The organism is Streptomyces sp. NPDC037288 (assembly GCF_055603265.1).
This window is the reverse complement of the sequence record NZ_JBVJVY010000025.1, coordinates 76,520-94,700: the sequence shown is the minus strand read 5'-3', so window position 1 is coordinate 94,700 and position 18,181 is coordinate 76,520. Positions and strand designations below refer to the sequence as shown.

The 18,181-nt window shown below is 71.9% G+C and carries 14 protein-coding genes and 1 pseudogene; 1 reads left to right on the top strand and 14 read right to left on the bottom strand.

Annotation, left to right across the window (positions count from 1 at the left end):
* Nucleotides 1-118: 118 nt before the first annotated feature.
* Complete coding sequence (locus ACZ7GZ_RS26230; protein ID WP_471027803.1) at nucleotides 119-1,285, top strand: PQQ-dependent sugar dehydrogenase; 1,167 nt, start codon at nucleotides 119-121, stop codon at nucleotides 1,283-1,285.
* A gap of 22 nt (nucleotides 1,286-1,307) precedes the next feature.
* Here the strand turns inward: ACZ7GZ_RS26230 and ACZ7GZ_RS26225 are convergent, their stop codons facing one another.
* The 14 genes and pseudogenes from ACZ7GZ_RS26225 to ligA form a co-directional block, all read right to left on the bottom strand.
* Complete coding sequence (locus ACZ7GZ_RS26225) at nucleotides 1,308-1,580, bottom strand: DUF6191 domain-containing protein (RefSeq protein ID WP_471027802.1); 273 nt, start codon at nucleotides 1,578-1,580, stop codon at nucleotides 1,308-1,310.
* Between the two features lie 49 nt (nucleotides 1,581-1,629).
* Entirely contained in the window at nucleotides 1,630-4,695 is a 3,066-nt protein-coding gene (locus tag ACZ7GZ_RS26220) for a helix-turn-helix transcriptional regulator (protein ID WP_471027801.1), read from the bottom strand.
* 203 nt (nucleotides 4,696-4,898) lie between these two features.
* The gene (locus tag ACZ7GZ_RS26215) at nucleotides 4,899-5,090 is read right to left on the bottom strand and encodes a hypothetical protein (RefSeq protein WP_471027799.1); all 192 of its coding nucleotides are present in this window, start codon (nucleotides 5,088-5,090) and stop codon (nucleotides 4,899-4,901) included.
* Nucleotides 5,091-5,288: 198 nt separating this feature from the next.
* A complete protein-coding gene (locus tag ACZ7GZ_RS26210) occupies nucleotides 5,289-5,885 on the bottom strand; it encodes a hypothetical protein (RefSeq protein WP_471027798.1) in 597 nt (198 codons plus the stop codon).
* A 35-nt stretch (nucleotides 5,886-5,920) separates the two neighbouring features.
* Nucleotides 5,921-6,496 carry a GNAT family N-acetyltransferase gene (locus ACZ7GZ_RS26205; RefSeq protein WP_471027796.1) on the bottom strand — a complete coding sequence of 192 codons (576 nt, stop codon included), beginning with the start codon at nucleotides 6,494-6,496 and terminating at the stop codon, nucleotides 5,921-5,923.
* Nucleotides 6,474-8,705, bottom strand: a complete 2,232-nt coding sequence (locus ACZ7GZ_RS26200; RefSeq protein ID WP_471027795.1) for an MMPL family transporter — start codon at nucleotides 8,703-8,705, stop codon at nucleotides 6,474-6,476. The genes ACZ7GZ_RS26205 and ACZ7GZ_RS26200 overlap by 23 nt, the downstream gene beginning before the upstream one ends.
* A gap of 346 nt (nucleotides 8,706-9,051) precedes the next feature.
* On the bottom strand, nucleotides 9,052-10,566 hold the full coding sequence (gene gatB / locus ACZ7GZ_RS26195) for an Asp-tRNA(Asn)/Glu-tRNA(Gln) amidotransferase subunit GatB (protein ID WP_471027794.1): 1,515 nt from the start codon (nucleotides 10,564-10,566) through the stop codon (nucleotides 9,052-9,054).
* A 15-nt stretch (nucleotides 10,567-10,581) separates the two neighbouring features.
* Nucleotides 10,582-10,821, bottom strand: coding sequence for a hypothetical protein (locus ACZ7GZ_RS26190; RefSeq protein WP_103782893.1), 240 nt, complete (start codon nucleotides 10,819-10,821; stop codon nucleotides 10,582-10,584).
* Complete coding sequence (gene gatA / locus ACZ7GZ_RS26185) at nucleotides 10,818-12,317, bottom strand: Asp-tRNA(Asn)/Glu-tRNA(Gln) amidotransferase subunit GatA (RefSeq protein WP_471027793.1); 1,500 nt, start codon at nucleotides 12,315-12,317, stop codon at nucleotides 10,818-10,820. Before gatA ends, ACZ7GZ_RS26190 begins: the two co-directional genes overlap by 4 nt.
* A 5-nt stretch (nucleotides 12,318-12,322) precedes the next feature.
* A complete protein-coding gene (gatC, locus tag ACZ7GZ_RS26180) occupies nucleotides 12,323-12,619 on the bottom strand; it encodes an Asp-tRNA(Asn)/Glu-tRNA(Gln) amidotransferase subunit GatC (RefSeq protein ID WP_004925108.1) in 297 nt (98 codons plus the stop codon).
* Nucleotides 12,620-12,712: 93 nt separating this feature from the next.
* Nucleotides 12,713-13,207 (bottom strand): cupin domain-containing protein, encoded by a 495-nt coding sequence (locus tag ACZ7GZ_RS26175; RefSeq protein ID WP_471027791.1) that lies wholly within the window; start codon nucleotides 13,205-13,207, stop codon nucleotides 12,713-12,715.
* A 25-nt stretch (nucleotides 13,208-13,232) separates the two neighbouring features.
* Nucleotides 13,233-13,374 (bottom strand): annotated as a pseudogene (locus ACZ7GZ_RS26170) (DUF4267 domain-containing protein); the annotation flags it as partial.
* Nucleotides 13,375-13,465: 91 nt separating this feature from the next.
* Nucleotides 13,466-15,712: a putative bifunctional diguanylate cyclase/phosphodiesterase gene (locus ACZ7GZ_RS26165; RefSeq protein ID WP_471027790.1), complete on the bottom strand. Its 2,247-nt coding sequence runs from the start codon at nucleotides 15,710-15,712 to the stop codon at nucleotides 13,466-13,468.
* 259 nt (nucleotides 15,713-15,971) lie between these two features.
* Nucleotides 15,972-18,167: an NAD-dependent DNA ligase LigA gene (gene ligA / locus ACZ7GZ_RS26160; protein ID WP_471027788.1), complete on the bottom strand. Its 2,196-nt coding sequence runs from the start codon at nucleotides 18,165-18,167 to the stop codon at nucleotides 15,972-15,974.
* Nucleotides 18,168-18,181: the final 14 nt, after the last annotated feature.

Below are 18,181 nucleotides of genomic sequence, written 5' to 3'. Positions count from 1 at the left end.
GGCAGCTGATCGGATCCGGGGATGCCGGTCGCGTTCGGTGCCGGGATGGGGAACCCTGGCGGGGTGGGCGGTGTGTGAGAGGTAGCACCTGCTGCCGGGTCACCGCGTCGAAGGGACCATGATCGTGCAACGTAGAGCTGTTCCGGCCGTGTTGGCCGTAGCCGCCCTCCTGCTGACGGCCGGCTGCTCCTCCGACGGAGGGGGATCACCGAGCGGCGCCGGACGGACGTCCACGGGTACGGCCTCGGGCACACTCCCCTCCGGCCGGGCCACCGAGCCGGCCCCGCCGGCCAAGGGCTCGGTGAAGGTACTGCGCACCGTGGCCGAGGGACTGAAGTCGCCATGGGGGCTGGCCCCGTTGCCCGACGGCGGTCTGCTGGTCTCCTCCCGCGACGACGGGACGCTCATCCGGATCGACGAGAAGACGGGCCGCAAGACCGAACTGGGCAAGGTCTCCGGTGTCTCCCCGGCCGGCGAGGGCGGTCTGCTCGGCATCGCCCTCTCCCCGGGCTACTCCTCGGACCACATGATCTACGCCTACTTCACCTCCGCCTCGGACAACCGCATCGTCCGCATGCTGTACGACGAGCGAAAGCCGGCCGGTGAGCAACTGGGCGCTCCGGACACGGTGTTCAAGGGCATCCCCAAGGGCTACATCCACAACGGCGGCCGGATCGCCTTCGGCCCGGACGGCATGCTGTACGCGGGCACCGGTGAGAGCGGCGAGCGGGGTCTGGCCCAGGACAAGAAGTCCCTGGGCGGCAAGATCCTGCGCCTGACCCCGGAGGGCGAACCGGCTCCGGGCAACCCGTTCCCCGGCTCCCCGGTGTACTCGTACGGCCACCGCAACGTCCAGGGCCTGGCCTGGGACGCCAAACAGCGCCTGTTCGCCTCGGAGTTCGGCCAGGACACCTGGGACGAGCTGAACGCGATCAAGCCGGGCGGGAACTACGGCTGGCCGAAGGCCGAGGGCAGATCCTCCGATGCCGCGCTCCAGAACCCGACAGCCCAGTGGCACACCGACGACGCCTCCCCCAGCGGCATCGCCCATGTGCGGGGCGTGATCTGGATGGCCGGTCTGAAGGGGCAGCGCCTGTGGCGCATCCCGCTGCGGGGTACGGAGGCCTCGGCGGCACCGCAGGCCTTCCTCACCGGGACGTACGGCCGGCTGCGGACGGTGGTCGCGGCGGGCGGCGACAAGGTGTGGCTGGTGACGAGCAACACGGACGGCCGCGGACGGCCGAAGAAGGGGGACGACCGGGTGCTGGAGGCTCAGGTGAGATAGCGCTCGGCGCCCGCCGGACCGCTCACGCCTCTTCGCGCCCCTGTTCCGGTCCGTCTTCGGGCTCGGCTTCGGGTCCCGCTTCCGGTCGGCATCCCGCCTCCGGCCTCCCCTCCGGTCCCGCCGCGGCCGGCGGCGGGTCCGGCAGTCGTATGACGGCCTTCCCCGACGCCAGGTCGATGGGGCCTCGGCCGGGATCGTTGTCGCCGACGTCCTCGCGGGTCAGCTCGAGCCGGTTCTGTTCGTCCCGGGTGTGTTTGCGGCCCGGCGCGAACAGTTCCTCGAAGGCGTTGAACACGGCTTCTCCCCCGCTTTCTCCCCATCACGGCTTTTCTCCAGCCTAGGTCTCAGCCCGGCGGTCCGGCAGTGAGCGTCTCCGCCGGGAACAAGCGCAGCCGATGTGCCACCGCGGCAGCCTCTCCCCGGCCGGAGACGCCGAGCTTGCTCAGGATGTTGGAGACGTGGACGCTCGCGGTCTTCGGGGAGATGAACAGCTCCTCGGCGATCTGGCGGTTGGTACGGCCGGCCGAGACCAGCCGGAGGACGTCCCGCTCCCGGCTGGTGAGTCCGAGGGCCGCGGCCGGGTCGGCGGGGCCGAGGGCCTGCCGCGGGGTGCGGGTCAGGGTGAGGCGGGCGCGCTGGGCGAGCCGGGTGACGGCGTCGGCGAGCGACCGGGCGTCGAGGTGGGCGGCGACCGCCCCGGCCAGCCGGAGCAGTTCGCCCGCGCGGTCGCGTTCGTCGTCGCCGCCGTCGGCGAGAAGGGCTCCGGCGAGGCGGAGGCGGACCCGGGCGAGTTCGTAGGGGCGGTCCAGGCACTCGAAGGCGGTGACCACTGGCGACCAGTCGTCGGCGGTGTCGGCGCCCTGGGCCCGGCGCAGTTCGGCGCGGGTCCACTGTTCGTAGGCCTGCCAGAGCGGGGCACCGGCGGTGAGTGTGCGTACGGCTTCGTGGAGGCGGTCGAGGATCTCGGCGCGGCCGGGCTGGGCGGCGGGCAGGGTGCGGGCTTCGGCCTCCGCGGTGGCGGCGGCCCGCAGCAGCATCCAGCCGTAATGGTGGCAGCCGGGCGGGAACCCGGCGTCGACGGCCTGGAGCAGTTCGGCGCGGGCGTCGGCGAGGCGGCCCTCCTCGGCGGCGACGACGAGGGAGACCCGGGCCAGGGGCAGGAGGTGCTGGGGCATGGGGTCGTGGGTGCCGTAGTGGGCGCGGGCGGCGGCGAGTTGCCGGCCCGCCTCGGAGAGGTCGCCACGGGCCAGGGCGAGGTCCGCCAGGCGCAGGGCGCCGGCGCCGCGGGGTTTGGCGCCGTGAGCGCCGCGGGGTTTGCCGCCGGGGACGCCGCGGGTCGCGTGTGCGGCGGCCTCGGCGGCCTCCGCCCACTGGCCGAGCGAGTACAGCGCCTCGGACAGGTTGCCCCATATCCAGGCCTCGGAGTCCAGCAGGCCGTAACGACGGGCGAAGTCGATGCCTTCGCGCTGGAGTGCGGCGGCCTCCCGCTCGCGGCCGAGGCTCTGCAGCTCGCACGGCAGGTTCACATAGGCGCGGCCGGTGACATAGTGCACTCCCTCCGCGAGGGTGTCCCGCAGCACCTGCCGCATCTCCGCCAGGCCGGTCTCGGGATCGCCCGCGTCCACCTTGAGGCCGCCGAGGGTGAGACGGGCGTGCAGTTCGATGTCGCGGGCGCCGACCATGCGCGCGTACTCCACGGCGCGCTCGGCGGCGGCGAAGGCCTCGGGCCCGGGCCGGTGCGCCATGGACCAGCTGGCGACGAGGGCCAGCACCTCGGCGTGCACCTCGGACGGGGGCAGGCCGCGCACCAGGTCCTGGGCGGTGGCCAGTTCCTGCCAGCCGTCGCCGCGGGCCTGGGACTGGACGAGCCGGGAGCGCTGTACCCAGAACCAGGCGGCGCGCAGGGGGTCCGGCTCGTCCTCCAGGAGGCGCAGCGCCCGCTTGATGATCTTCAGGGCGCGTTCGCGTTCGCCGCCGAAGTGGCCCGCGACGGCGGCCTCGGCCATCAGGTCGAGGTAGCGCAGTGGAGTGGTGGCGGGGTCGCAGCCGCACGGAGGGTAGACCTCGGTGTAGTCGACCGGGCGCAGGGCGGAGCGCACTTCCTCGGGGGCGCTGTCCCACAGCTCCATCGCCCGTTCCAGGAGCCCGAGTTGTTCGGTGTAGGCGTGCCGGCGGCGGGCCACGACGGACGCGTCCAGGACGGCGGGCAGGGCCTTGGCGGCGTCGTGGGCGTGGTACCAGTAGCTGGCCAGGCGCATCACGCGCGCGTCGGCCGGGACGAGCGTGGGGTCGGCCTCCAGGGCCTCGGCGTAGCGGCGGTTGAGCCGGGAGCGTTCGCCGGGCAGCAGATCGTCGGCGACGGCCTCGCGGACCAGGGAGTGCCGGAAGCGGTAGCCGTCGCCGGTCCGCGTGGCGGTGAGGATGTTGGCGCCGACGGCGGCTCGCAACGCCTCGATGAGGTCGTCCTCGCCGAGCTGGGCGACGGCGGCGATCAGCCGGTACTCCACGGTGGAGCCGCCCTCGGCGACGACCCGGATGACCCGCTGGGCGCTGTCGGGCAGTGTCTCGACCCGGACCAGGAGCAGGTCGCGCAGGGAGTCGGTGAGGCCGGTGCCGCAGCCGTCGCAGCCGGCGACGGCGAGTTCCTCGACGAAGAAGGCGTTGCCGTCGGAGCGTTCGAAGATCTCGTCCACCTGGGCGGCGTCGGGTTCGGCGGCGAGGATGCCGGCGATCTGGCGGCCGACCTCCTCGCGGGTGAAGCGGGCGAGTTCGATGCGGCGGACGGTGCGCAGCCGGTCGAGTTCGGCGAGCAGGGGGCGGAGCGGGTGGCGGCGGTGGATGTCGTCGGAGCGGTAGCTGGCGAGGACCAGGAGCCGGCCGGCGCGCAGGGTGCGGAACAGGTAGGCGAGGAGGTGGCGGGTGGAGGCGTCGGCCCAGTGCAGGTCCTCCAGGACGAGCACGACCGGCTGGGCGGCGGCGATCCGTTCGAGCAGCCGGGCGGTGAGTTCGAACAGGCGGGACGTGCCCTGCTCGTCGTGGCGGCCGGCGCCGGCCTCGCCCAGGTCGGGCAGGAGGCGGGCCAGTTCCTCCTCCTGGCCGCGCGCGGCGGCGGTGAACTCCTCGGGCAGGGCGTCGCACAGGGCGCGCAGCGCGGTGGAGAAGGGGGCGAACGGCAGCCCGTCGGCGCCCATCTCCACACAGCCGCCGACGGCGACGACCGCGTGCCGGCCGGCGGCCGTGCCGAACTCCTCGACGAGGCGGGTCTTGCCGACCCCCGCCTCGCCGCCGAGCAGCAGCGCCTGCGGCTCGCCGGCGCGGGCGCGGGCGAGCGCGTCGTTCAGGGTGTCCAGCTCTTCGGTGCGGCCGACGAACACGGGACTGACGGACCTGGTCTCCACGGGCCCGAGCATCGCACGAGGCGTGGACGGCCGGGCACCGGTTTTCCACAGTTCCGGTGCGATCGTCGTACCGGTGGTCGAGAGGGTCGTAGCAACGGACGGAAGGGTCGTACGACTGGGATGGGCAGTCGTACGACCCTGGTCCGGAAGGTCCGGAGGGCAGCCGACCCCCGTACGGCCACCCTCCGTCCCGGCCCGGTCCGTCGGTCCGGTGTTCACGCGGTGCGCGGGATCCGGGGCCGGCGGAGGCGGTCGCTATGGGACTCGGTGGCGGCGCCGGCGTGGCCGGCCGAGTCCTCGTGGCGGGCGGCGCGGTGCATCCGGACGACCTTGCGGGCCAGGCGCTCCTGCTCGGCCTCGCGGATCAGCTGGGCGGAGCGCATCTTGTGGTACTCGAACTCGATCACGGCGGGTCCTTCGAGGAGATTCGGTGTCGTGCGTCGCGTTCTGCGATGCCTCCACCTTCGTCTGCCAGGGGGGTGCGCCACATCGGGAGAGTTCCGCATCTTCGGGCAGCGTACGGACCGGCACGCGCGCGTAAGGGGCCTTAGGGAGTCCATAAGGTGCGCATGGACTTCCTAAGGCCCCTGGGAGCTGCGCTTTTGTCAGCCGGTCGAGGGCAGGGCGAGCAGGGCGTCGGTGTACTTCAGAACCGCCAGCAGCAGGCCGACGACGCCGAGCGAGACACCCGCCCAGGCCACCGACCTGATCCACGGGGCCTGCGGCCGGCCGGGGGCGCCGAAGGCGGGCCGGGCGAGCACGGCCACGCCGGTGAGCAGCGCGGCCAGCGCGAACAGGCCGGCCCACAGGGCGGTGCTGTGCCAGGCGTTGCCGTAGACCGCCTTGATCTGGGTGGCGACGCTCGCGGTGGAGGACGTCCGCAGCTGGCCGATGAGCTGCTCGCGGGCGCCGGCGACGGTCCCGATCCAGCCGCCGCTGAGCGAGACGAGGCCCAGCGCGGCGGAGACGACGGCCCCGGCGCCCTGGCCGACCCCCGAGGGCGCCTTGTCCGGTGCGGGTTCCCGCCCCTCGACGGTCTCCTCCTCGACGGTCTCCTCCTCGACGGCGTCCGCCTGAGCGGACCCCTCCTCGAGAGCCTCCGCCTGAGCGGCTTCCTCCTCGGTGGTGGCGGCCTCCACCGCCGTGTCGTCGCCCTGCGCCTCGGTGCCGGCCTCGGCGCCTTCCTCTGTCTTCGTAGCCATGCCCGGCACCGTACGGACCCTGTCTGAGAGGTCCCTTAATGATCGTCGTGTGCGGTACACGCGCGTGCCGCACGCCATTCGGGGGCCAGCACCGACCAGATCTCGGTGCTGGCGCGCACGCCCCGGTGCGGGTAGTTCTCGCGGAGCACGCCCTCGCGGGTCATGCCGAGCCGCCGGGCGACGTTGATGCTGGGCTCGTTGGCGGAGGACACATGCCACTCCACGCGGTGCATGCCGCGTTCCTCGACGGCCCAGTCCAGCAGCACCCGCATGCTCCGCGTGACCAGTCCGCGCCCGGCCGCCGCCGGCTCCAGCCAGCAGCCGGCCTCGCACACCCCGCTCGGGGTGTCCCACACGCGGAACAGCACGCCGCCGACCAGCTTGCCGTCCAGCCAGATGCCGTGCAGGCTGCCGGCGTCGACGGCGCGCTTGTCGGCGTACGACTTCAGCCAGCCGCGGGCGCCGTCCAGGTCGGACACGGCGTCCGGCAGCCCGATGTGCCGGCCGATGAACTCCCGTCCCCGGTCGATGTTGGCGAGGACCTCGTCGGCGTGCCAGACCTCCAGGGGCCGCAGCGAGGCTCCGTCGTCACCCAGGGATATCGCGTACATCGCGCCGCTCGTCCTTCCGCAGTTCTTCGACCGGGACCTTGCCGAGCCTCTCATGTGCGGCACGGCACTCGGGCGGTTCGATGCTGATGCGGGGCAGCAGGCGCTCCAGCCGGGCGGGCAGCCACCAGTTGGCGGCGCCGAGCAGATGCATCAGCGCGGGGACGAGCAGGGTGCGCAGCACGAAGGCGTCCAGGGCGACGGCGGAGGCCAGCGCGATGCCGAACATGGCGATCACGCGGTCGCCGCTGAGCACGAAGGCGAGGAAGACCGAGATCATGATGATGGCGGCCGAGTTGATGACCCGGCTGGTCTCGGCGAGGCCGACGCGGACGGCGCGCCGGTTGTCGCCGGTCTCCAGCCACTCCTCGTACATCCGGCTGACCAGGAAGACCTGGTAGTCCATGGAGAGCCCGAAGAGGACGGACACCATGATCACGGGGAGGAACGGCTCGATGGGCCCGGCGCGGCCGAGGCCGAGCAGTTCGCTGCCCCAGCCCCACTGGAACACGGCCACGACGATGCCGAACGCGGCGGCCACGGCGGCGATGTTCATCACGGCGGCCTTCAGCGGGATGCCGAGCGAACGGAACACGACGAGCAGCAGCAGACAGCCGAGCCCGATGACCGCGCCGACGAACAGCGGAAGTCTGCCGACGATCACATCCGCGAAGTCGTCGTAGCCTGCGGTGACCCCGCCGACCTGGATGTCGAGGGAGGTGCCGGTCTCCGCGCGGGGCAGCACCTCGGTGCGCAGCCGGTCCACGAGGTCGCTGGTGTCCTGCGACTGCGGGGCGGAGCCGGGGACCACGGTGAGGTAGGCGGTGGTGCCGCCGGTGGCGTAGGTGACCGGGGTGACGGAGGCGACGCCCCGGGTGGCGCGCAGGGACTCGTCGAGGTTGTCCAGGGCGAGCTTGTCGGCGCCGCCGTCCACCCGGGTCACCAGGGTGAGCGGTCCGTTCACGCCGGGTCCGAATCCGTCGGCGAGCAGGTCGTAGGCCTTGCGGGTGGTGGAGGTGCGGGGGTCGTTGCCCTGGTCGGAGGTGCCGAGGTGGAGGGAGAGGGTCGGCAGGGCGAGCAGCGCGACGACGGCGACGGCCAGCGAGCCGAGCAGCTTGGGCCGGCGCTCGACGAGTGCGGACCAGCGGGCGGCGAGACCGGTGGGCAGCTCCGGGCGGGGCCCGCGCTCGGCGAGCCGGCTCCGCTCGCGGCGGCTGAGGGCCCGGGGGCCGATGTACGACAGCAGGGCGGGCAGCAGGGTGACCGAGGCCGCGACGGTGAGCACCACCGTCAACGAGGCGGCCACGGCGACCCCGTCGAGGAAGCCCAGCCGCAGGGTCAGCATCCCCAGCAGGGCTATGCACACCGTCGCACCCGCGAAGACGACGGCGCGTCCGGTGGTGGCCACGGCGTTCACGGCGGCCTCGGTGACGCTCAGACCGCGTTTCAGTCCGCGCCGCTGCCGGGTCACGATGAACAGCGCGTAGTCGATGCCGACGCCGAGGCCGATCAGCATGCCGAGCATGGGCGCGAAGTCGGCGACCGTCATGGCGTGTCCGAGCAGCCCGATGCCGGCGTAGGCGGTGCCGACACCGACCAGCGCGGTGGCGATGGGCAGTGCCGAGGCGGCGAGCGAACCGAAGGCGAGGAACAGCACGACGGCCGCGACGAGCACGCCGACCACCTCGGCGGTGTGCTCGCGCGGGGACGCGGTGAGCCCGATCGCGCTGCCGCCCAGCTCCACCTGGAGTCCGTCGCCCTGGGCGGCCTTGGCGGTGCGCACCACGGCCCGCGCCTCGGACGCGCCGACGTGGTCGGCCGGCTCGGTGAAGGTGACGGTGGCGTAGGCCGTGTGGCCGTCGGCGCTGATCCGGTGCGCGCCCTGGCCGCCGTACGGGCCGGTCACCGAGGCGATGCCGGGCAGCGAGGCGATCCGGTCCAGGGTCTGGGTCATGGTCTGCTCGACGCCGGCGGCACGGACGGTACCGGTGACGGTGTGCCAGACAACGGTGTCGCTGTCCCCGCCCAGCCCTGGGAAACCGTCCTCGATCAGCTGCGCCGCGCGGCCGGACTCGGTACCGGGGACCTCGTAGTCGTTCGAGTACGCCGAACCGGTCACGGCCGCGGCCGCGGTGACCCCGCCGAAGGCGAGGAGCCACAGCAGCACGGCGGCCAGCCGATGCCGGACACACCAACGGGCGAGGTCTGCCACGGACGTGCTCCCAGATGACGATGTGTGGATCTTTGGCCGGGAACGATCGTCCATGTGGTGAACAGCCCGCAAAGAACGCGTGAGCAATCGCAGGACACTCTTGCAGGCGAAAGTGATCGTTTGCCGTGATCGTGGGCTTGTTCACGAGAGTGCGAGGGACGTCACACGACACTTCGGCGAACTCTGTCGCCCCGGGCAACACTTCGGGAAATCGGATGCAGTGGTGCGCGGAGAAGCTCCGCGCGGACGAGGGGCGCGCGCTGGGATTCGTACGGGTCGTGGGGCGCCCACCCAGGGGTACGGCCCCGGAGGGCATGCCTTCCGGGGCCGTACCGAGCGACGGGGCTCAGCCCTCGCTCACGCCCAGCTTCTGAAGGATCAGTTCCTTGACGCGGGCCGCGTCGGCCTGACCCCGGGTCGCCTTCATGACCGCGCCGACCAGGGCACCGGCCGCGGCCACCTTGCCACCGCGGATCTTGTCCGCGATGCCCGGGTTGCCGGCGATGGCCTCGTCCACGGCGGCGGTCAGCGCCCCCTCGTCGGAGACGACCTTCAGACCGCGCTTGTCGACGACCTCGTCCGGGGTGCCCTCTCCGGCGAGGACGCCCTCGATGACCTGGCGGGCCAGCTTGTCGTTCAGGTCACCCTTCGCGACGAGCTCGGTGACCCGGGCCACCTGCTGCGGAGTGATCGCCAGCTCGTCCAGCGCCTTGCCGGACTCGTTGGCGCTGCGCGCCAGTTCGCCCATCCACCACTTGCGGGCGGAGGCCGCGTCGGCACCGGCGTCGATCGTGGCAACGATCGGGTCCAGCGCACCGGCGTTGAGGATCGCCTGCATGTCGGTGGCGGAGATGCCCCACTCGGCGAGCAGCCGGGTGCGGCGGGCCAGCGGCATCTCCGGCAGGGCCGCGCGGATCTCCTCGACCCACGCGCGCGAGGGCGCGACGGGCACCAGGTCGGGCTCCGGGAAGTACCGGTAGTCCTCGGCCTCCTCCTTCACGCGGCCCGAGGTCGTGGACCCGGTGTCCTCGTGGAAGTGGCGGGTCTCCTGGACGATCGTGCCGCCGCCGGAGAGCACGGCCGCGTGGCGCATGATCTCGTAGCGGGCCGCACGCTCCACCGACCGCAGCGAGTTGACGTTCTTGGTCTCGCTCCGCGTGCCGAACTTGTCGGCGCCCTTGGGCATCAGCGACAGGTTCACGTCGCAGCGCATCTGGCCCATCTCCATGCGGGCCTCGGACACGCCGAGGGCACGGATGAGCTCGCGCAGCTCGCGGACGTACGCCTTCGCCACCTCGGGGGCGCGCTCGCCGGCGCCGACGATCGGCTTGGTGACGATCTCGATGAGCGGGATGCCCGCGCGGTTGTAGTCCAGCAGGGAGTGGGACGCGCCGTGGATACGGCCGGTGGCGCCGCCGACGTGGGTCGACTTGCCGGTGTCCTCCTCCATGTGGGCGCGCTCGATCTCCACGCGGAAGGTCTCGCCGTCCTCCAGCTGCACATCGAGGTAGCCGTTGAAGGCGATCGGCTCGTCGTACTGGGAGGTCTGGAAGTTCTTCGGCATGTCCGGATAGAAGTAGTTCTTCCGGGCGAACCGGCACCATTCGGCGATCTCGCAGTTCAGCGCGAGGCCGATCTTGATGGCTGACTCGACGCCGGTCGCGTTGACGACCGGGAGCGCGCCGGGCAGACCGAGGCAGACCGGGCAGGTCTGGCTGTTCGGGTCGGCGCCGAGCGAGGTCGAGCAGCCGCAGAACATCTTGGTCTTGGTGCCGAGTTCGACATGGACCTCGAGGCCCATGACGGGGTCGTACGACGCGAGTGCGTCCTCGTACGACACCAGGTCGGTCGTGGTGGTCACGGTGAAACTTCCCTCTCAGCCCAGCAGGACGTCGTCGTCGCCCAGCCGCTTCAGCTCGCGGTACAGGATGGCGAGGCCGGTGACGATCGCGACCGCGGAGACGGTGGCGTCGATCAGCCGCAGCGTGTCCTGCTCGGCGCGGGCCTTCTTGATCTGCTTGGCGACACCGAGCGCGCCGAACGCGGTGGTGGCCATCGACAGGTACGTACCGGACTTGGACTTCTTGAAGTCCTTGGCCTTGGACAGCTTGCTCACAGCGACGGAGCCTCCTCCAGGAGCGGGTGCCCCCACTTTTCCACGAAGGCGGCCTCGACGGCGGCGCCCACCTTGTACAGGCGCTCGTCCTTCATCACCGGGGCGATGATCTGCAGGCCGACCGGGAGGTTGTCCTCCGGGGCGAGACCGCAGGGCAGGGACATGGCCGCGTTGCCCGCCAGGTTGGTCGGGATGGTGCACAGGTCCGCGAGGTACATCGCCATCGGGTCGTCGGCGCGCTCGCCGATCGCGAAGGCGGTGGTCGGGGTGGTCGGGGAGACGATCACGTCGACCTGCTCGAAGGCCTTGTCGAAGTCCTGCTTGATCAGCGTGCGGACCTTCTGCGCGGAGCCGTAGTACGCGTCGTAGTAGCCGGAGCTCAGCGCGTAGGTGCCCAGCATGATGCGGCGCTTGACCTCGGGGCCGAAGCCGGCCTCGCGGGTCAGGGAGGTGACCTCCTCCGCCGAGTGGCCGCCGTCGTCGCCGGTGCGCAGGCCGTAGCGCAGGCCGTCGAAGCGGGCGAGGTTGGAGGAGCACTCGGACGGCGCGATCAGGTAGTACGCCGACAGCGCGAGGTCGAAGGACGGGCAGTCCAGCTCGACGATCTCGGCGCCCAGTTCCTTCAGCAGCTCGACCGACTCGTCGAAGCGCTGGATGACACCGGCCTGATAGCCCTCGCCGCGGAACTGCTTGACCACGCCGACGCGCATGCCCGCCACGCTGCCGTTGCGGGCGGCCTCGACGACCGGCGGGACCGGGGCGTCGATGGAGGTGGAGTCGAGCGGGTCGTGTCCGGCGATGACCTCGTGCAGCAGGGCCGCGTCCAGGACCGTACGGGCGCAGGGGCCGCCCTGGTCCAGGGAGGACGAGAACGCCACCATGCCGAAGCGGGAGACCGCGCCGTACGTCGGCTTCACGCCGACCGTGCCGGTGACGGCGGCCGGCTGGCGGATGGAGCCGCCGGTGTCGGTGCCGATGGCGAGCGGGGCCTGGAAGGAGGCGAGCGCGGCGGAGGAACCGCCGCCGGAGCCGCCGGGGATCTTGGTGAGGTCCCAGGGGTTGCCGGTCGGGCCGTAGGCGCTGTTCTCGGTCGACGACCCCATGGCGAACTCGTCCATGTTGGTCTTGCCGAGGATGACGACGTCGGCGGCCTTGAGCTTCTTGGTCAGGGTCGCGTCGTACGGCGGGATCCAGCCCTCGAGGATCTTCGAACCGACGGTCGTGGGCACGCCCTCGGTGGTGAAGATGTCCTTGAGTGCGAGCGGGACGCCGGCCAGCGGGCCGAGCTTCTCGCCGCGGGCCCGCTTCTCGTCCACGGCACGGGCCTGGGCGAGGGCGCCCTCGCGGTCGACGTGCAGGAAGGCGTGCACCTTCTCGTCGACCGCCTCGATGCGGGCGAGGTGGGCCTCGGTGACCTCGACGGCCGTGAGCTCGCCGGAGGCGATCTTCGCGGCGATCTGCGCGGCCGTGAGCTTGATGATGTTGCTGTCCGTCATGGTGGTCACTCCTCCCCCAGGATCTGCGGCACCTTGAAACGCTGCTGCTCCTGGGCGGGGGCGCCGGAGAGCGCCTGCTCGGGGGTGAGCGAGGGACGGACCTCGTCCGGCCGCATGACGTTCGTCAGCGGGAGCGGGTGCGAGGTCGGCGGTACGTCTTGGTCGGCGACCTCGCTGACGCGGGCGACCGCGCCGATGATGTCGTCCAGCTGTCCCGCGAAGTGGTCGAGTTCTTCGGGCTTCAGCTCCAGACGCGCCAGCCGGGCGAGGTGGGCGACCTCCTCGCGCGTGATGCCAGGCATGCAGCGATCCTCTGGGGTGAGTGTGTGTGGTTTGGGGCCAATCCTATGGGGCGGCGCCCCGTGGCCGTGAAACGGTTTCCCGTGGGCCCGCCGTCAGCGGTGCCGCCCGTCCCAGGCGTCGCTCTTGAGGAAGTGGTTGTCGTACAGCTCCTGGACCTCCAGGAGGCTCTCCGGGGAGACCTCGCCGAGGCGGATCCGCTGCAGGTGGCGGAAGTACTCGAAGCGCTCGACGCCCGGGGCGATGACGATCAGGATGTCGGCCGGGCTGCCGGGTGCGGCGGCGAAGGCATGCGGCCGGTCCGGCGGGACGACGACCAGGTCACCACGCTGGGCCGTGACCACGTCGTCACCGGACAGCAGCTCGGCCTCGCCGTCGAGCAGGAAGAACATCTCGGCGGAGTTGTGGTGCACGTGCGGGCGGGCGCCGTCCGCGCCCTCGGCGAGGGTGACCCGGACGGTGGACAGCGCGCCCCCGCTGGCGCTGCTGTCGGCGAGCAGCCTGACGGTGGTGGGCGCCTGACCGACCACCTCGGCCTCCGCGTCCCGGACGAGGACGGTGTCGTCGAACTTCGGCACGAACAGCGACATGGCGGAACTCCCCCTGTGAGTGTCGTCAGACCGCGAAGAGCAGTCCGGCACTGATCAGTACAACGATCGCGGTGGCGAAGTGGATCCCGAACGCGACGGCCTTCGTGCCGCCGTCGCGCTCCGGCGAATGCCAGCAGGGCCAGGCCCAGCAGCCCGAAGGTGCCGTCGGCGCTTGGCCCTGCTGATCGGACACTTCGCGGCGGCTGAGCGCAACGGGTGAAGCCGAGGGCGGGATCAGCGCCCCGTCAGGCGGGAAGACTACTCGGCCGCGGGCAACGCGGCGCGGGGCCGTTGCCACCCGCGGGACCCCCGCGCCCGCAACCACGCCGTCGTCTCCTCGGGCGGCATCGCCGCAGCGACCAGCCACCCCTGCACCGCGTCACACCCCAGATCCCGCAGCCGCTCCCACGTCTCGTCGTCCTCGACCCCCTCGGCGACGACGAGCAACCCCAGGGAGTGCGCCAGATCCACCGTGCACCGCACGATCTCCGCGTCCTCCGTGTCGACCGCCAACCGCGCCACGAACGAACGGTCGATCTTCAGCTCGCTCACCGGCAGCCGCCGCAGATTCACCAGCGACGAATACCCGGTGCCGAAGTCGTCCAGCGACATCTTCACGCCGTGCCCGGTCAGCCCGGCGAGGGTGTCCGCGGCCCGCTGCGGGTCCTCCAGCAGCACGTGCTCGGTTATCTCCAGCTGCAAGGCCCCCGCAGGGACCCCGTGCCGGGCGAGCCGCGCCGCGACCGACCCCGCGAAACCGGGCGTGTGGACATCCCGCGGGGAGACGTTGACGGCGACCGGGACCCGCAGCCCCTGCGCGCGCCACTTGGCGACCTGCCCGAGCGCGGTCTCCAGGACGTACTCCGTCAGATGGGGCATCAGGCCGGAGGACTCGGCGATCGCTATGAACTCGTCCGGCGGCACCTTCCCCCGCTCCGGATGCACCCAGCGGACCAGCGCCTCCAGACCGGCGACCTGACCGTCGAAGCGGACCTTGGGCTGGTAGTGCAGCTGTACCTCGTGCGCGTCCAGCGCCCGGCGCAGATCGCCCAGCAGACCGAGCCGGTCCGGGGTGTTGGAGTCCCGCTTGGACTCGTACACCTCCACACCCGTACGGTCCCTTTTCGCCTGGTACATCGCCACGTCCGCCCGCCGCAACAGCCCTTCGGCGTCCATGGCGTGGTCGGGGAAGACGGCGACGCCCGCGCTGGCCTCCAGGACGAGGGTGAGCCCGTCGAGGTCCAGCGGGGAGCTGAGCCCGGCGACCAGGCCGCGGGCCACGCGCGTGGCCGACGTGGTGGAGTCGGCGACGGGCAGTAACACGGCGAACTCGTCACCGCCGAGCCGCGCGGCCTCCGCTCCCCGTGGCAGGGCGAGCCGCAGCCGGTCGGCTATCTGCAGCAGCAGCCGGTCGCCGGCGAGATGGCCCAGGGTGTCGTTCACCGATCGGAACCGGTCGAGGTCGATCAGCATGAGGGCGGAACGGGCGCCGATGCGTTCGGCGTCGTCGAGAGCCGTCCAGATCCGCTCCAGCAGCCACTGCCGGTTGGGCAGCCCGGTCAGCGGGTCGCGCAGTTGCTCCTCGGCACGCGCGCGGGCCATCCACAGGCTGGAGTCGAGGGCGATGAGGGGGATGGCGAACAGCGGGAGCAGGATCGGCTGGGCTTCGGCGACGACGCACAGCAGCGGTGCGATGCCGAGCAGTGCGACGGCGACCAGGCCCTGTCTGACCAGGGCGGTGCGGGCCACGGTGGGCACCTTGCCGCTGCGCGGGGCGTACAGGTACCACTGCAGGCCGCGGCTGACCGCGAGGTAGGCGACCGCGACGAGGACCACCTCGGGGGCGGTGGCGATGCTCCAGGTGTCCGGCCGCCAGGGCGTCTCGACACTCGGGACCCGGCCGAACGCGCCGAGCAGCAGGGCGCCGGCGGCGATGCCGAGGAGGTCCACCGCGCCGTGCAGGACGCCCTGCCGCCAGCGGTGGCACCGGGCGACGCCGACCAGGACGACGACGGTGAGGCTGACCAGGCCGGCGGGCACCCAGCCGTAGAGCAGCAGGACGGCGAGGGTGAGGGCAGCGCCGGAGCCGGTGCCGCCCCACCAGCGGGCGCGGCCCAGCATGACGAGATGGCCGACGATGACGCCGGTGAGCAGGGCCAGCGACCAGCCGGCCGTGCCGCACGGGAAGAGGGCGTGGTGGCCGCTGAAGGCGCGGTAGAAGCCGGCGCCGAGGACGAACGCGGCGGCGGCCACGACGGCCGCCGGCAGCGCGGGCCAGGACAGGTGCCGTTCGGAGTCGGTGTCGGTGTCGGTCAGGCCGGAGGCGGGCTCGATGGCCAGGGGTATGGGCGGGTGGGCGTCGGTGGCGGTGCCCGGTCCGGCCGCGCGGGCCCGACCGCCCGAACGCCCGTGGGCCCGCCCCGTCCACCGGGTCCCCCGCCAGGCGCCCGCGCGACGGCGCAGGCGCAGCCGTGAGTCGGGGGCGACACTCTCGGTCGGTTCCATTCCCGTCCCTCTCACAGCCGGCGGTGCCCACGCCACGCGGCCCGGTGTCCGACACCCATCAGCGGCTCCGCGTTGAAGAAACCTTCCGCGCACCCGCAGAACGCACGGGGATGCCCCAACCGCAGCTGGGCACGGCAGGTGCACACCTCAACAGTAGGCCGCGGAAGGCTTCCACGGGCACCGGTCGTCGACGGTCGCCCGAATGCGCCCGGGCCACCCGTATGCAACTGATATGCGCCGAACGGGTGGCCTTCAACCGCTACTCCCCGGTCGGAAGCGCGACTTCGGCCGCCGCGTCCGGACCCTGCTCCAAGAGGACACCGAAACCGTCCTCGTTCAGAACCGGAACCTTCAGCTGCATGGCCTTGTCGTACTTCGATCCCGGGTTGTCCCCCACGACGACGAACGAGGTCTTCTTCGACACCGATCCGGTCACCTTGGCGCCCCGGCTCTGCAGCGCCTCCTTGGCGCCGTCCCGGGTGAAGTTCTCCAGGGTGCCGGTGACGACGACCGTGAGCCCCTCCAGCGGGCGCGGCCCCTCCTCCTCACCGGTCGACTCGTCCTCCAGCGGGACTCCGGCGGCCTTCCACTTGCGGACGATCTCGCGGTGCCACTCCTCGGCGAACCACTCCTTGAGCGCCGCGGCGATGGTCGGGCCGACGCCGTCGGTGGTCGCCAGCTCCTCCTCGGTGGCCTGTTCGATGCGCTCGACGGAACGGAACTCGCGGGCGAGGGCCTGGGCCGCGACCGGTCCGACGTGCCGGATGGACAGGCCGTTCAGGAAGCGGGCCAGCGGGCGGGACTTGGCCGCCTCGATGTTCTCCAGCAGTGCGAGGGTGTTCTTCTTCGGCTCGCCCTTCTGGTTGGCGAAGACCGTGACGACCTTCTCCTCGCCCGTCTTGGGGTCCCGCTTGGGCAGACCGCTGTCGGGGTCCAGGACATAGGCCTTGATGGGCAGCAGCTTCTCCACCGTCAGGTCGAACAGGTCGCCCTCGTCCACCAGCGGCGGCTCGGCCGGCTCCAGCGGGCGGGTGAGCGCGGCGGCGGCCACCGCGCCGAAGTGCTCGATGTCCAGGCACTCACGGCCCGCGAGGTAGGACACGCGCTCGCGCAACTGGGCCGGGCAGGTACGGGCGTTGGGGCAGCGGAGGTCGATGTCGCCCTCCTTCATGGGCCTGAGCGGTGTGCCGCACTCGGGGCACTCGCCCGGCATCACGAACTCCCGCTCGCTGCCGTCCCGCAGGTCGACCACCGGGCCGAGGATCTCCGGGATGACGTCACCGGCCTTGCGCAGGACGACCGTGTCCCCGATGAGGACGCCCTTGGCCTTGACGACCTCCTGGTTGTGCAGGGTGGCGAACTCCACCTCGCTGCCGGCGACCGTGACCGGCTCTACCTGCGCGTACGGAGTGACGCGGCCGGTGCGGCCGACGCCCACCTTGATGTCGACGAGCTTGGTGTTGACCTCTTCCGGCGCGTACTTGTAGGCGATCGCCCAGCGCGGCGCCCGTGCGGTGGAGCCGAGGCGGCCCTGGAGCCGGATCTCGTCCAGCTTGACGACGACACCGTCGATCTCGTGCTCCACGGAGTGGCGGTTCTCGCCGTAGTGGGCGATGAACTCGCGGACGCCGTCGAGGTCGTCGACCACGCGGTTGTGCGGGGAGGTGGGCAGGCCCCAGGTCTTCAGCAGGTCGTAGGCCTGGGAGAGACGGGTCATGCCCGAGAAGCCCTCCAGGGCGCCGATGCCGTGGACGACCATGTGCAGCGGGCGGGTGGCGGTGACCCGCGGGTCCTTCTGGCGCAGGGAACCGGCGGCGGCGTTGCGAGGGTTGGCGAACGGCTTGTCACCGGCCGCGACCAGGCGTTCGTTCAGTTCGAGGAATCTCTCCATCGGGAAGTAGACCTCGCCGCGGATCTCCACGAGGTCCGGGATGTCGTCGCCCTCGAGGCGGTCCGGGATCTCCGCGATCGTGCGGACGTTCGGCGTGATGTCCTCGCCGGTGCGGCCGTCGCCGCGGGTCGCCGCGCGGGTGAGCCGGCCGTTCTCGTAGGTGAGGTTGACCGCGAGACCGTCGACCTTGAGCTCGCACAGGAAGTGGTAGCCCTGGTCGCCGAGTTCGCGCGCGATGCGCTCGGCCCAGGCGGCCAGCTCGTCGTCGTTGAAGGTGTTGTCGAGGGACAGCATCCGCTGGCGGTGCTCGACCGCGGTGAACTCCGTGGCGTACGCCCCCGCGACCTTCTGGGTCGGTGAGTCCGGGGTGCGCAGCTCCGGATACTCCTCCTCCAGGGCTTCCAGAGTCTTCAGGAGCTTGTCGAAGTCCGCGTCGCTGACGACGGGAGCGTCCTTCACGTAGTACCGGAAGCGGTGCTCCTCGATCTGCTCAGCGAGCTGCGCGTGCTTGTCACGTGCCTCGGCGGGCACTGCCGTCTCCGCCTGCTGCTTGTCGCCGGCCACCGTGTCGTCCTCCC

Excerpts from the sequence above, each read along its gene's own strand:
- ACZ7GZ_RS26230 (WP_471027803.1), top strand. The coding sequence starts at position 119 with ATGATCGTGCAACGTAGAGCTGTTCCGGCCGTGTTGGCCGTAGCCGCC.
- ACZ7GZ_RS26220 (WP_471027801.1), bottom strand. The coding sequence starts at position 4,695 with ATGCTCGGGCCCGTGGAGACCAGGTCCGTCAGTCCCGTGTTCGTCGGC.
- ACZ7GZ_RS26210 (WP_471027798.1), bottom strand. The coding sequence starts at position 5,885 with ATGGCTACGAAGACAGAGGAAGGCGCCGAGGCCGGCACCGAGGCGCAG.
- ACZ7GZ_RS26205 (WP_471027796.1), bottom strand. The coding sequence starts at position 6,496 with ATGTACGCGATATCCCTGGGTGACGACGGAGCCTCGCTGCGGCCCCTG.
- gatA (WP_471027793.1), bottom strand. The coding sequence starts at position 12,317 with ATGACGGACAGCAACATCATCAAGCTCACGGCCGCGCAGATCGCCGCG.
- gatC (WP_004925108.1), bottom strand. The coding sequence starts at position 12,619 with ATGCCTGGCATCACGCGCGAGGAGGTCGCCCACCTCGCCCGGCTGGCG.
- ACZ7GZ_RS26175 (WP_471027791.1), bottom strand. The coding sequence starts at position 13,207 with ATGTCGCTGTTCGTGCCGAAGTTCGACGACACCGTCCTCGTCCGGGAC.
- ACZ7GZ_RS26165 (WP_471027790.1), bottom strand. The coding sequence starts at position 15,712 with ATGGAACCGACCGAGAGTGTCGCCCCCGACTCACGGCTGCGCCTGCGC.